The sequence below is a fragment of the Acinetobacter sp. MB5 genome, assembly GCF_003261585.1.
GTDB lineage: Bacteria > Pseudomonadota > Gammaproteobacteria > Pseudomonadales > Moraxellaceae > Acinetobacter.
This window is the reverse complement of record NZ_POVU01000001.1, coordinates 250,766-262,576: the sequence shown is the minus strand read 5'-3', so window position 1 is coordinate 262,576 and position 11,811 is coordinate 250,766. Positions and strand designations below refer to the sequence as shown.

At 38.7% G+C, this 11,811-nt stretch carries 19 protein-coding genes; 12 read left to right on the top strand and 7 right to left on the bottom strand.

Features of this window, described 5'->3' with window-relative positions:
* Positions 1 to 15 precede the first annotated feature (15 nt).
* The 7 genes from C1A47_RS01270 to C1A47_RS01240 form a co-directional block, all read right to left on the bottom strand.
* Positions 16 to 1,149 (bottom strand): phage integrase Arm DNA-binding domain-containing protein, encoded by a 1,134-nt coding sequence (locus C1A47_RS01270; protein ID WP_111891634.1) that lies wholly within the window; start codon positions 1,147 to 1,149, stop codon positions 16 to 18.
* A gap of 3 nt (positions 1,150 to 1,152) precedes the next feature.
* The gene (locus C1A47_RS01265) at positions 1,153 to 1,359 is read right to left on the bottom strand and encodes a hypothetical protein (protein WP_045794083.1); all 207 of its coding nucleotides are present in this window, start codon (positions 1,357 to 1,359) and stop codon (positions 1,153 to 1,155) included.
* The gene (locus tag C1A47_RS01260) at positions 1,356 to 1,556 is read right to left on the bottom strand and encodes a hypothetical protein (RefSeq protein WP_045794082.1); all 201 of its coding nucleotides are present in this window, start codon (positions 1,554 to 1,556) and stop codon (positions 1,356 to 1,358) included. The genes C1A47_RS01265 and C1A47_RS01260 overlap by 4 nt, the downstream gene beginning before the upstream one ends.
* Before the next feature lie 186 nt (positions 1,557 to 1,742).
* Complete coding sequence (locus C1A47_RS01255; protein ID WP_111891632.1) at positions 1,743 to 2,438, bottom strand: hypothetical protein; 696 nt, start codon at positions 2,436 to 2,438, stop codon at positions 1,743 to 1,745.
* Positions 2,431 to 3,525: a hypothetical protein gene (locus C1A47_RS01250; protein WP_111891630.1), complete on the bottom strand. Its 1,095-nt coding sequence runs from the start codon at positions 3,523 to 3,525 to the stop codon at positions 2,431 to 2,433. The genes C1A47_RS01255 and C1A47_RS01250 overlap by 8 nt, the downstream gene beginning before the upstream one ends.
* On the bottom strand, positions 3,525 to 4,610 hold the full coding sequence (locus tag C1A47_RS01245; protein WP_111891628.1) for a hypothetical protein: 1,086 nt from the start codon (positions 4,608 to 4,610) through the stop codon (positions 3,525 to 3,527). Before C1A47_RS01245 ends, C1A47_RS01250 begins: the two co-directional genes overlap by 1 nt.
* Before the next feature lie 36 nt (positions 4,611 to 4,646).
* The gene (locus tag C1A47_RS01240) at positions 4,647 to 5,294 is read right to left on the bottom strand and encodes a LexA family protein (protein WP_111891626.1); all 648 of its coding nucleotides are present in this window, start codon (positions 5,292 to 5,294) and stop codon (positions 4,647 to 4,649) included.
* Between the two features lie 101 nt (positions 5,295 to 5,395).
* Between C1A47_RS01240 and C1A47_RS01235 the strand changes: the two genes are divergently transcribed.
* From C1A47_RS01235 to C1A47_RS01180, 12 genes are all read left to right on the top strand, one after another.
* A complete protein-coding gene (locus C1A47_RS01235; protein WP_111891624.1) occupies positions 5,396 to 5,581 on the top strand; it encodes a Cro/CI family transcriptional regulator in 186 nt (61 codons plus the stop codon).
* 39 nt (positions 5,582 to 5,620) lie between these two features.
* Positions 5,621 to 6,073, top strand: coding sequence for a phage regulatory CII family protein (locus tag C1A47_RS01230; RefSeq protein WP_004901041.1), 453 nt, complete (start codon positions 5,621 to 5,623; stop codon positions 6,071 to 6,073).
* Positions 6,055 to 6,360: a hypothetical protein gene (locus C1A47_RS01225; protein ID WP_111891622.1), complete on the top strand. Its 306-nt coding sequence runs from the start codon at positions 6,055 to 6,057 to the stop codon at positions 6,358 to 6,360. Before C1A47_RS01230 ends, C1A47_RS01225 begins: the two co-directional genes overlap by 19 nt.
* Positions 6,357 to 7,301 (top strand): helix-turn-helix domain-containing protein, encoded by a 945-nt coding sequence (locus C1A47_RS01220; RefSeq protein ID WP_111891620.1) that lies wholly within the window; start codon positions 6,357 to 6,359, stop codon positions 7,299 to 7,301. The genes C1A47_RS01225 and C1A47_RS01220 overlap by 4 nt, the downstream gene beginning before the upstream one ends.
* A gap of 97 nt (positions 7,302 to 7,398) precedes the next feature.
* A complete protein-coding gene (locus tag C1A47_RS01215) occupies positions 7,399 to 7,866 on the top strand; it encodes a hypothetical protein (RefSeq protein WP_227539712.1) in 468 nt (155 codons plus the stop codon).
* A gap of 9 nt (positions 7,867 to 7,875) precedes the next feature.
* Positions 7,876 to 8,373, top strand: a complete 498-nt coding sequence (locus C1A47_RS01210; protein ID WP_111891618.1) for a hypothetical protein — start codon at positions 7,876 to 7,878, stop codon at positions 8,371 to 8,373.
* Positions 8,374 to 8,666: 293 nt separating this feature from the next.
* Positions 8,667 to 9,128 carry a hypothetical protein gene (locus tag C1A47_RS01205; RefSeq protein ID WP_111891616.1) on the top strand — a complete coding sequence of 154 codons (462 nt, stop codon included), beginning with the start codon at positions 8,667 to 8,669 and terminating at the stop codon, positions 9,126 to 9,128.
* Positions 9,129 to 9,402: 274 nt separating this feature from the next.
* Complete coding sequence (locus C1A47_RS01200) at positions 9,403 to 10,224, top strand: DUF2971 domain-containing protein (protein ID WP_111891614.1); 822 nt, start codon at positions 9,403 to 9,405, stop codon at positions 10,222 to 10,224.
* 173 nt (positions 10,225 to 10,397) lie between these two features.
* Positions 10,398 to 10,634, top strand: coding sequence for a hypothetical protein (locus C1A47_RS01195; RefSeq protein WP_111891612.1), 237 nt, complete (start codon positions 10,398 to 10,400; stop codon positions 10,632 to 10,634).
* Complete coding sequence (locus C1A47_RS01190; protein WP_111891610.1) at positions 10,634 to 10,879, top strand: hypothetical protein; 246 nt, start codon at positions 10,634 to 10,636, stop codon at positions 10,877 to 10,879. The genes C1A47_RS01195 and C1A47_RS01190 overlap by 1 nt, the downstream gene beginning before the upstream one ends.
* Positions 10,860 to 11,144 carry an HNH endonuclease gene (locus C1A47_RS01185; RefSeq protein WP_111891608.1) on the top strand — a complete coding sequence of 95 codons (285 nt, stop codon included), beginning with the start codon at positions 10,860 to 10,862 and terminating at the stop codon, positions 11,142 to 11,144. Before C1A47_RS01190 ends, C1A47_RS01185 begins: the two co-directional genes overlap by 20 nt.
* A gap of 184 nt (positions 11,145 to 11,328) precedes the next feature.
* Entirely contained in the window at positions 11,329 to 11,811 is a 483-nt protein-coding gene (locus C1A47_RS01180) for a terminase small subunit (RefSeq protein WP_111891606.1), read from the top strand.

Here is an 11,811-nt window from a genome sequence, read left to right as displayed (position 1 = left end):
TTTTGCAGCCGTTTTTTATGTCATTTCGGCAAATGGCAGTGCAATTCCAATGTCGACATCGTTCCAGATAATTTCATGTCCAGCGGCATAATGTTCTGTCATTTTGCTTGAGCTGTGTCCCGCAAGTGCCTGAGCACTTCGTCCTGCTTTTTTGTGTAGAAAAATCGCCAGTGCCCGAATTTCGTGGAAGCTTGGAATCTGCTTGCCTGTATATTCGGGATAGGCATTTGTACTCAGTGCCAGTTTGCTAAAGTTACGGGTAATGTACTGTTTGTCGATTTGCGTCCAGTGCAGTTTTTCGCCGTCGATACCATCACGCTTTTTACGCTGTGGGGTACGGTGGACAATAAACGGACTGTCGATGTCGTCTTTACAGCGATCTAAAACTTTTTGTAGTTCGGCATCTATCTTGATGCGGACATAACCTGCACCTTCCGAAATTTCAAAAGCGTCCTCTGGATCGTCCGTGGTTTTCTGCTGTGCAACGTGCAAGTAGCCATCGTGTATGTCTGACCATTTCATGTTGATAATGTCGATGCGCCGTTGAGTGGTGAGTAGCGCAAGGTCAATTGCATTTTTCAGCCACGGTTCAGCCGCATCACGAATTTTTTGCAATCCCTCAAGCGTGTGACGTTTTCTGATCTTGTTGGGGTATTTGCGTTGCGTGAGTCGGGCGGGGTTGTCAGGGCAAAGTCCTTTACTCATGGCAAGGTCAAAGATCTCGGTCAAAATAGAACGGGTCTGGTTACTTGGCACAACGCTGAGACTGTCCAAGTGCTGGTTGACCATGAGCAGGGTAATTGCGTCTAGGCTGAGGTCTTTCCACTTCTCCTGACAGAGTGTGAGGTAGAAGCGATAGAGGTCTTTGGTGTTTTTGGAAATCGGTTTGCCGTCTTTGCGCCGTTTGTTTTGAAACCACTGCTCGGAAAACTCAACGAATTTGACGTTGCCCGAAACTTTGGACACAAGGTCAACTTCGGGTGTGAGTAGGTCATTGAGTTTTCTTGCAGCAGCCACGGCTTTGGCTTTGTCGATGCCCATAGCGTGGAATTTGCCTGTTACGGGGTGGCGATAGCGCCATGTGTTGCCATCTCCCCGATACAGGTTGGCAGGCATGTCCTTGTTGCCTCGTTTGCGTGGTCGAGCCATGTTTTAGCCTCTAAGGACTTTGTCGACGAGGTTGTCACCTGTTTGTTTTTGGTAGATGTCCCAGTCGATGTACCAGAGTTTACCTTTTTGTGATGCAGGAAGTTCACCACGGCGGCATGAACGGGTGATGGTCTGCGGTGTCGGTGGTGTTGAACCGTGTTCGCCGTAGACACGTTTTATAAATTCGGACACTTTGATAAGACAGGTCATACCGCACCTCCAAGCATATACACCACTCCTGTAATGACTGCATAGCACAGCGTACCGATACTGGCAAACAGGGCAAAGTCTTTGGTGTTGGCCAGTACCACTTTTAGGCGGTTTGGGCGTTGTTCTTGTGGGGTGGGGTGTTGGTAGAGTCGTGCGGAGGTTGCGGGCATTTGACTCGGAATGTGTTTTTGTTTCATACTTATCTCGCTATATGCAAAGCCCCGTCTCCGTCCAAAGTGAAGGGGCTTTTTTATTGGTAGTGAGATAAAGGTAAGTTAACTTACTTTTATTGTCAATAGTTAATTAAACTTACTTTTTGAATTTCATACATGGATTAAATATTCACAATTAGGATTATAGGTGCTTTAGCTAAATTTCTATTATTAATTGGTATTTATAGAAAGTATTTCTTTGATGTATTTAAAAATTTCATTACCGCTTAATGAAAATTCCAAGTTATAAGATTTTACTTGAATGAGACCTTTTTTATTTAAAGTTATAGAAGTTTCAGAGATAATACTTTTTATTACTATAGATATTTTATTTAAGTCTAAATCATTTTTTTGTATAAGGACTTGGAAATCATCTAAAGCATTTTCAGCAGAGTATACTTCTATATTAGCATAAGCTTTTGAGTTTAAACTTACTTTATCAAATTCAACAAAATTTATCAGGCAATGATAATTTTGATTAAAATATTCAGAGATTTTTGATAATCTTAATGCTACTTCTTCAATTGTGTAGTTTATGCCGCCAATAACTGATAACACATTAAAAAAACTTCTTACGGATCTTGGTGGATTATGTAATGCTAGATAAGATGCATTTTCATGTGTAAAGATAGAAAAGAGAATGGTTTGGTATGTTTCATATTCGATTACATTTTTTTTGCCATCTGGAGAAGTGAAATTAACTCTATTTTTTATTTTTTCAAAGGATCTAACCTCCAAAATATCAGTGTTAAAAGTCTCAATTGCGAAAGTAAATTTCGAATTTTCTAAACTATATTTAACAAATGAGTCATATAGAGATGCAATTGTTTTTCCAGTTTTTATTTTGTAAAGGTAAATTCTATTCATGACTTTCTCCTAATTCTTTAGTAGCTTTAAGACTACGAACAGCAGAAAAATATATCTCTCTATTTAATCTAAGTGTTTCTGTTAAAGAGCATTGTTCAATTTTATCATCAGATTTCCGTCCTTTAAGAAGATAGGCAAATCCAAGACACTCATCAGGATTAGAGAATTTTGCCTCAAAAACAAAGGTTTCACCTTCTGAAGACTCACTTTGCCAAATGACGCGGTATATATGAAACCCTTTAGTCAAAAGATTATCTAGTTCAGGAACATCCATCAAGCCTTGTCCACTAAATGAGGCTTTACGAATAGAAGCAACAGAAGTTATAGGGGATTTTTTTTCATTGTCTTCAGGATCTTCACTCTTTGTTACGAAAATATCAATTACAGTATCATATTCAAAATCTTCAATTCCTCTAATTAATTTATTAAAGAAAAACTTCCTATGTTCTAAATTTGTTATACCTTTTAATTCAACTTTTGTTTTTTGACTACCTGGAAAGTTATTCATTAAAGAGGGTAAGATTTGAGTTTCAACGATATAGTTAATTTCTTTAATATTTGGAAATTCAATATATATTGATTCTGAGTGATCTAGTGGTTTTATAAAAATACTAGCTTCACGTCGATCTCGTCGATTAAATGCATTTTTTGTAAAATCATAAACTGAATATTTTAAATCAATTTGTCTTGAACTAATTCCATTCCTTTTATATGTAACAGTATCAATGTTCACTTCATCTTGGTCTTTTTGAATACTTCTTTTTAAACTATCTTCTAGTTGATCTAATTTAGTAACTATTTGTCGGTTAGTTAAACTTTTTACTCCATCTAACGAAAAGCCACTAGCTGAAGTTTTTTTACGATCTATTGCTAAAGCAGCTTCTATTAAAAGATAGTCATAACTGCTATGAAAATAAGAAGAAAATTCTCTTGCTAAAAGATCCCGAGGAGTATCTTTTCCAAAAATAATACCTCTTTTTGCAAATAGGTAGGAAACTTCTGATTGAGTCAATGCTCGGTTTCTATTTAGAGTTCCAAAAAGATCAATAGCATTAGGATTAATATAGGAATATCTTGAATAGTTCATTATAAATGTCTCGCGCCATTAAGAGGAGCTGATAAAAATTTTTTTTCTAAGTTAGGAATTTGATTAAATGTTAATTGATTTTGACCTATTGGATCTAAACCATTCACGCTCCAGATCCGATTATATTCTTGAAGAGCATTGTTAAAATTTACTTCTGCATTCTGATGAGGATTCAAATGTATTTGCCGTACATTAATTAATTTCTTATTGTTGAACATTTGAAATCTTGCTAGTTGATCAATCAAAAATAAGAACTCATCTTGAGTTTCACCACTTAGTCGATAGTAAACAATAAAACTTGGCGGAAATTTTATAGTTTTATCTGAATCTTCAGGATCTTGTTGCTCAGTTAAATAATTTCCAATAATCAGATATGGACCGCATAGAGTTTCAATTGTTGCTGGAAAATTAACTTCTTCACCTTGGGTTCTATGAATTTCTAAATTCGGATAAAAGAAATAATAATTTTTACTTCCCATTGGGAACTTTGATGATCCTCTAAGTCTCTTTATATCTTCACGAATTGTTTGCATATAAACAATAACTGTTGGATCCATCATATGTACGAATTGACCCGCATCAATATGAAGATTTTCAACGCTAATAACTGAACTAGTATTTCTATGTATTTCTTTCTCAAATTTAGCAACTACATTCAATTTTGATAATACATCAGATGAATAGTCACCATCATGATTTAGTAAAAAAAGTAAACCTCGAACTTCACCTAAATATTCAGGATCAGAAAAATCTATTCTCCATTGCTCATTATCTCTAGCACATGCTATTGATTTTCCTAGAGAGTTTAATGTTTCTCGTAACCTTGATGGGCTAATACTTGCTGCGGTATAACTTTTTAAGTCACTGTAAAAGAATATAGTTTTACCTGTATATGGATGAATATAAGAAAAAACCATATCTAGGGGGTGTTTATCATAGTCTGTTTCAAGAAAATGTCTTTCTATATCCTGACAAAGATAATCACGATTTTCTAAAAGTTCAGGATAGGTTTTCCATTTGAAAAAACTTAGCATTTCTTTAGATTTGTTTTCAGCAATTTTTGCTGTTGATGCAGTTTCAACCATTGTTCTCCCCTTAAAGAAGTTGCAGGGTTTTTTTATTTATACATCCCTATATAAACCCACGACTTTTCCAACCAAACGACAGCCTTCTTTTAAGTCCATCATTTTTTCGTGCCAGTCAGGGTTTAAGGGTTTTAAAACCATCCCATTACTTTCAACAATCAGCTTTTTAAACGTAGCTTCCACTTCATTGTCACAAACAACAATAACAAGGTCGCCAGTTTTTAAATCACTGAGCTGAAAGTCAGGGTTTACATAAATTTTGTCGTTTGGTCGGAAGTCAGGAAGCATCGACTCACCAACCACCACCAAGCCATAGCCATGCTTTCCGCATTTGGGATTTGGTGGTAACCATTCATCAAACTGTGTTCCTGTTGGAGCGCTGTCCATGGTTGTCCATGTACCTGCTTGTACCCATGAGATCACTGGCACTAAACGCCCAGCAATCGGGAATTGATCAGTTACATTTACATCTAAATTTGCTTCACCTTTGCCATGCAATAAATATTCGGCTGTAACTCCTAAAACCTTTCCTAAAGCAGTCAAGCTGTCATATTTGGGTAAGTTTTCATCTTTTTCCCAATAGATAACTGATGTTTTAGAAACCCCAATAGCATCAGCAACTTGTTGTTGAGTAAGCTTTTTTGCTTTTCGGTGGGTTTTAAGACGAATACCTAATGTTTCCATAGATTTAGCTCTATTAGTTCGTAAGAAAGCTTACCATTTGATAAGGTAAGTTTTATGTGTTTTAATAAAGGTAAGAAAAGTTACCTTTAAGAGTAAAATTCATGACTAAATCAGAAGCATTGAATCTTTTGGAATGCAATGTCACCGAATTAGCCGAGAAATTGGGAATTAGTACACAAGCAATTAGTCAGTGGTCTGAGGAGAGTATTCCTTTAGCGCGTGAGTATCAGATTCGTGATTTGTCTAAAGGTCAGGTGCCATTAGCTAGGGTCACATCATCAGCTTAGTAGGCATCAATCTTACAAACACGTTCAAAGGACACCACCATGAACATCCTAGATGCCGCATACGCAACCGTACACGACCACCACGGCGGCGCATCTGCCTTAGCCCCACGCCTAGGCATCAAAAGCCCCGCCGTACTGAACAGCAAGGTCAACCCAAATACGGAAACCCACCACCTGACATTGCTCGAGGCTTCAAAACTTATGGCACTGACAGGGGACTACCGCATATTGCAAACCCTTTGCGCCGAACATGGCAAAGCCGCCATAGATCTGCCCGACATACCCGAAAGTCAGCGTGACCATAGCCTTATGGACACCTTTGTACGCATCGCCATTCAAAAGGGCAATGTCGCACAAACCTTCCACGACATGATGGCAGACGGACGCATTACCCACGGCGAAGCCCTCGACATGAGCAAAGTTATCCACGAACTCCATGTGCTACTTGGCACACTCGCTACACAGGTGCAGGCATGTATAGAGAAAAACTAAACCCACACAGCCTGACCGCGCAAAAACAACGTCAGGCGATCCAGACATGGTACGAACCCGCACTCCGCGTGTTGAACGAACTACTGGCAGAAGCACAGCACAACTTACGCCAACGGCGCTATAACGTCGCCAATGCCGCCGTACCACGCCAAAAATTTAAAGAACAACTCCAGCGCCGTTTTCGCATTCAGTGGGCGCTAGTCAATGACATCGAAAAAAGCCTGCTCAATGCAGACAAAATCGAAATGATGGGCAGTTACATCAAGCCCAAGGCAGGTGAGCAATGAGTCTAGATGCAACCAACTGGGCATGGCGGATTAAATTTCCCGACCGTAAAGGCGGCAGCCTAAAACCGCTTAAAAAACTGGTGCTGCTATCACTGGCAGATCGGGCAGGCGAAGACCATACCTGTTACCCAAGCATGCAACGACTGGAACAGGATACAGGGCTAGACCGCAAAACCATCTTGAAAATTATTTCAGAATTACTGGCGGATCACCTGATACGAGATACAGGCGAACGCAAAGGCGTGACCAAACGTGTCAAAGTCTACAAATTGCTTGGCGTAACAGGTCGGGAAACAGTACCAACAACGGAACCATTCAACAGCCAAAAAGCACCTGAAACAGTCCCATCAATGGAACAGTCCCAACAGTGGAATGATTCCAACAATGGGATGTTGAATAGTCCCAACAGTGGTACTTTGAATAGTCCCAACAATGGGACACAGAATCTACCAAAGAATCTACCAGTAGAATCTAAAAATAAAAAAACGTGGTTGTGTTTGAAAAAACTTGGAGAAGAACTTGGTTTGATCACCGATGCAGAAACCATCGAGCAGATCAAAACCGCCAACTGGTTCAAACGAGAGCAAAACGCATTTGAACGCTACAACTCCGACAAGAACCTGTGTGATGACCTGATGCATTACCACTTTGCAGACTGGTTGCTGAACGCACGTTTGAAATACCAAAGCCGAGCGCAACAACCGACATCGCAAAACCCAACGGCGCAGACAGCAAAACCGAAAAAGCTCTCTGAAAAACAAATCAACCTGTTCGCCCAGAAACTGGCACACCATCCCGAAGTATCGAGCAAGTTTGCCGAAGCAGGGGAAAGCTACGAGCAGCTTACGGCGCGCATAGCAGCAAAACTGAGCAATCCTGAACAACGCAAAAAACTTGCACCGTATCTGGCACAGGTGGGATTTGAGGGGGTACTTGCATGAGTCCAAAAGATTTCTTGGTTTTTATGATTCTCCTGATCATTTTCTGTCTTGTTTTAGGCGCATCAAGTTACAGCGTCAATCATGTGTTGGGGTTTTTATGATGAAGCATAAAATTTTGATTGGGGTTGATACAGGGGTAAACACAGGCTTTGCAGTCGCCATTGACCAAGGACACGGTGGAGAGCTGATTTTGGTGGAAAGCCTGAGCATTACACAAGCAATGGAACAAGTGAAAGAACTTCTTAAAGAACATGGCCAAGACTCTGTACACGTTTTTATCGAAGATCCGCGCTTACGCACATGGTTTACAGGTGGACGGGAAAAAGCGCAGGGCGTGGGTTCGGTCAAACGTGATGCACAGATCTGGGAGGACTTCTGCAAGGAAAATGAGATTGCCTACAAACTGATACACCCCAAAAGCAATATGACCAAATCGAAAGCAGATACTTTTAAAAAACTCACAGGCTGGACAGGTCGCACCAATGAGCATGCCCGAGATGCTGCCATGTTGGTGTTTCGCCGTTTTGCCAAAGATAACACTGTACTTAAACGCTATGGGGCATAAGGACTTTATATGAATACAGCAATCAATATTATGCAAGCCGTAGACTGGACACGTTTTGATTTGGAGGGGTGGCTTTATCAGTTTGGGGCTTGGCTAGATCAGGAAAGTTTTACAGGTGCACCGAAAGGCTCGTACAGCAACCCGATTGCTTCAGCGATGGTGCAGGCAGAAAAGAAGCGCCGTTTAAAGCAGCTTAGTAAGAAACAGCAGCAAGAGATTATTGCCAGTTACTTCACCAGTGACGTTGAGCCATTTCGTAAAAGAAAATCTAAAGTGACCTGTCAGATTGAGGACAATGAAGCCCGCGCCGTACAGCGTTTAGTCCTTGACTTAATGGGACGCAGTGAAATTATGGATGACTGGATGGATGCAATTGTTGACCGTTATTTTCGGGGTTTGTCGTGGTCGGAAATGGTTACGCCTGAACGGACACAGGCGGATGCAAGACAGGATGTAAAGTGCGGGTTGGCGGTGTTGCATTGTCGGTATGGGTTTGTTGCGTATTAAACCAAAACTTATAATGAGAAATTATGGATACCAATCAAAATTTATCTGTATGCGTAATAAAAAATACAGAAAGAATTGTAAACAAAAAAAGCGCCGACTCGGAAAAGTTGGCGCTATTTAACTGTATTTAAGCAGAACTAATGTAAAAAATCAGTTATAAAATCGTATTAATATTATTAAAAATCAAATATTAAGCATATTGTTTTGTCGAAAAATAAGCATTATCTTTACCAGCATGTTTGCAAACATAACAACTTTAACTTTATGAAAATTAATGATTTTTAGGTGCTCTTATGTATATTTTAAGTGAAGATGGTCAAAAGGCATTTTCAGTATTTATGAGTAATTTAGTTGCTCAATCTGTTTTAGGATCAATATGTCTACTATTGCTTTATAGAGCTTCACAACTACCAATTTTGACATATCAATGGTTTGTCTTCGGGATCCTTTCTATAGCAATAATTTGTTTTTTTATTTTTTGGTGCTTTTGCAGTTTTATGCAGTTTATTAAACCATTGAATGATGAATTAGATCGAAGAATACAAGCTTTAGATATTCAAATGGATAAAAAAGATACCTTAAAACAAACTTTGATTAACTTATTTAAACGTGTCTATTTAGCATGGAAATACGACAAGGTTATTTTTTGGCAAGGTATTAGACTACTTGTCGCTATTGAGATACCAGCAATCTTTTTATTTCTAGCTTCTGCTATTGGAGCTGTTCAAATTGCAACTGGACTTGGATGGCAATAAATTTCAAATTTTAGAGGATCCAGAGGCGTTTATTCAAGCTGTGGGGACTCTGGCTTGCGCAAGAGGTATGAAACTATTGCCAAAGTTATAAATGCTTTAGGTTTGAAAATAGCTCATTAAATATTCAAAACTTGACCCTGTACAAGGCAAATGATATTTTTGCGTTATAGTGGTCGAAGTGTAAATGAAGATCACAGCTATATTTTCAAAGCTCGCCATTGGTGGGCTTTTTTCTTATAATAAGTGAATCACATTATATGATATTTTACTAAAAATGAATGTAGATGATCTTGATTTGAATATAAGCCTTTGGCGTTATATGGATTTCTCAAAATTTGTTGATCTTGTCTTAAATGAAAAAATATACTTAAGCCCTTTAAGGAAATTTGAAGATATATATGAAGGGCATATAAGTAATGTTTCGAAAAAAAAACAGCAGCAATATGTACAAACTCTCTCAAACTATTTAGGGTATAGCAAAAAAACAGATGAGATCCAAGCTATTGATGAGAAAGAAAATGATGCTGAAAAAAAATTAGTTTATTTTGCCTATGCAAATTGCTGGCATAGTAATAAATATGAATCCGCTGCAATGTGGAGGCTTTATGCTCAAACAAATGAAGCTATTGCAATAAAAACAACACTTGGTAATTTAATTAAAGCTGTAAAACCATTGAAATCACTTCGTGCAGATGGTTTTTTTTGTGTTAAAAAAATTGAATATGTTGATTATAATGATGTAAACAGCTTTCCTGAAAAATATAATTTTATTCAACCAGTAAGTCCATTATGCACAAAAAGATTGAGCTTTAAGCATGAGAATGAAATTAGACTATTATATTTAAAAAGTAATCTTTTATTCCCACCTTGTCACCCTTCAGAAAAAAGTAAAATTGAAAGTATGAGTTTGAAAGATTTAGAGAATATGAGTAGTTCTGGTGTTAATGTAGATATTAACCTTAGAGATTTAATTGAAAAAATATATGTTGCACCTGATGCACCAATTTGGTTTTATGAAATGACAAAAGAATTTTTGAAAAAAATGAATCTTGATTATATAGAGTGTGAAAAATCTTCATTGTATGAATTAAAATAATTATCATATAAAAGCCTAGCCTTCGGGTGGTTTTTTATTCTCCATAGCCGAACGGATTACGGCACACAAAACCGCACTGCTTGCAAAAGTTAGTGCGGTTTTTCTTTTTTATTCCGAGGTGTCTATGTCCTGTAAAGGCTGTGAAGAACGCCGTCAAAAACTAAAGGCTATGTATGACTACAGCAAACAACGACTGCAACTTGCAATCAATCGTCTTACAACTGGTACAGCAGAACAACCAGTTAGTCCAACAAAACAATCTGTTGACCGATCAAACCAATCAACTGATTCAACAGAACAACCAACTCATTCAAATCAACAGTGACCAAACCGCACAGATCCGCATGCTGCTCGATGAGATCGTTGGCGATGAGGATGAACCACAATCACGTAACTTGGATGATGACTAATGGCTAAAGTAGTTTCGATTGTTCCTACATCTAAATGTACAAATACAAATGCACATGCAGCACAAGGAACTAAAGTTTTATTAGATGATGGTTCGCGATTAGAGCATGTCCATAAAGTTACTTTGGTTGCTGAGAAGGGTGCAGCATGGAAAGCAATCATTGAAGTCTACCCAACCAATCAACAACAGATTGATGCAATCATTGAAGACTTAAAGGTGGTTAGTAGTGAAACTACAGACACTTAAGCCAAGGCTAGAGATACGCTGTCAACAGACTGAACCCAAGAAGAATTGGGGAACTGGTCGTGGTGGCAGACCATGGCGTAGACTCAAGGACAAGATACATCTGCGGGATGAATGGGCATGCCAGTGCTGTGGTCGGGTAACCACTGAGCTTGAGCTAGACCACATCATCAATGTTGCCCAAGGTGGAACGGATGACGAATCCAATCTGCAATCTCTATGTGTTGAATGCCATAAGAAGAAGACACAGAAGGAGAGCAGGCTATGATTGAAAAAAGAGCTTATCGCCGTGGATGGGGGGAGCTAAAAAGTTCAAAAACTTTAAGCAACGGACACCACCACCCACCTCACGTATAAAAAAAATTCCCGTTTCAGCGGAGTTAACTTTTTTGAGAGTTAACTCCTCAGAGTTAAAAAGTTAAAAAACAGTTAACTTAGTTAAAGGTCGAGCAATGGCTATCAATGAGAAAATGAAAAAATTTGCTCAAGCCATTGCTGATGGTGCGAGTAATAAAGACGCTGCAATTTCAGCAGGTTATCCAGAAAAATCAGCAGCGCAACAAGGCGCAAAATTAAAAAAACATCCCGAAATTATTGTCTATATAGAGAAGTTAAAGGCTGACAAAGACGGTCGCTCTTTAACTAAAACCGAAGTTAAAAAAGTTAAAGAAGTTAACTCGAATAGTGAAGAACAGGATTGGGATGACCCACCTGATGACCCGTATTCAAAAGATGACCCTTTAGAATTTTTGATTGAGGTGATGAACAACGCGGGCAACGACATGTTTTTACGTTTCAATGCTGCCAAGGCTGCTTTGCCGTACAAGCATGGGAAAGTTGCCGAGAAAGGCAAGAAACAAACCAAGGAAGAGGAAGCCAAGAAAGCCAGTACTTCTGGGAAATTTGGCACTCTGAATAGTCAGCTACCGAGTTAA

What these genes read in the sequence shown, in the direction of transcription:
- C1A47_RS01270 (WP_111891634.1), bottom strand. Translation starts at nt 1,149, where the DNA reads ATGGCTCGACCACGCAAACGAGGCAACAAGGACATGCCTGCCAACCTG.
- C1A47_RS01265 (WP_045794083.1), bottom strand. Translation starts at nt 1,359, where the DNA reads ATGACCTGTCTTATCAAAGTGTCCGAATTTATAAAACGTGTCTACGGC.
- C1A47_RS01260 (WP_045794082.1), bottom strand. Translation starts at nt 1,556, where the DNA reads ATGAAACAAAAACACATTCCGAGTCAAATGCCCGCAACCTCCGCACGA.
- C1A47_RS01255 (WP_111891632.1), bottom strand. Translation starts at nt 2,438, where the DNA reads ATGAATAGAATTTACCTTTACAAAATAAAAACTGGAAAAACAATTGCA.
- C1A47_RS01250 (WP_111891630.1), bottom strand. Translation starts at nt 3,525, where the DNA reads ATGAACTATTCAAGATATTCCTATATTAATCCTAATGCTATTGATCTT.
- C1A47_RS01245 (WP_111891628.1), bottom strand. Translation starts at nt 4,610, where the DNA reads ATGGTTGAAACTGCATCAACAGCAAAAATTGCTGAAAACAAATCTAAA.
- C1A47_RS01240 (WP_111891626.1), bottom strand. Translation starts at nt 5,294, where the DNA reads ATGGAAACATTAGGTATTCGTCTTAAAACCCACCGAAAAGCAAAAAAG.
- C1A47_RS01235 (WP_111891624.1), top strand. Translation starts at nt 5,396, where the DNA reads ATGACTAAATCAGAAGCATTGAATCTTTTGGAATGCAATGTCACCGAA.
- C1A47_RS01230 (WP_004901041.1), top strand. Translation starts at nt 5,621, where the DNA reads ATGAACATCCTAGATGCCGCATACGCAACCGTACACGACCACCACGGC.
- C1A47_RS01225 (WP_111891622.1), top strand. Translation starts at nt 6,055, where the DNA reads ATGTATAGAGAAAAACTAAACCCACACAGCCTGACCGCGCAAAAACAA.
- C1A47_RS01220 (WP_111891620.1), top strand. Translation starts at nt 6,357, where the DNA reads ATGAGTCTAGATGCAACCAACTGGGCATGGCGGATTAAATTTCCCGAC.
- C1A47_RS01215 (WP_227539712.1), top strand. Translation starts at nt 7,399, where the DNA reads ATGATGAAGCATAAAATTTTGATTGGGGTTGATACAGGGGTAAACACA.
- C1A47_RS01210 (WP_111891618.1), top strand. Translation starts at nt 7,876, where the DNA reads ATGAATACAGCAATCAATATTATGCAAGCCGTAGACTGGACACGTTTT.
- C1A47_RS01205 (WP_111891616.1), top strand. Translation starts at nt 8,667, where the DNA reads ATGTATATTTTAAGTGAAGATGGTCAAAAGGCATTTTCAGTATTTATG.
- C1A47_RS01200 (WP_111891614.1), top strand. Translation starts at nt 9,403, where the DNA reads ATGAATGTAGATGATCTTGATTTGAATATAAGCCTTTGGCGTTATATG.
- C1A47_RS01195 (WP_111891612.1), top strand. Translation starts at nt 10,398, where the DNA reads ATGACTACAGCAAACAACGACTGCAACTTGCAATCAATCGTCTTACAA.
- C1A47_RS01190 (WP_111891610.1), top strand. Translation starts at nt 10,634, where the DNA reads ATGGCTAAAGTAGTTTCGATTGTTCCTACATCTAAATGTACAAATACA.
- C1A47_RS01180 (WP_111891606.1), top strand. Translation starts at nt 11,329, where the DNA reads ATGGCTATCAATGAGAAAATGAAAAAATTTGCTCAAGCCATTGCTGAT.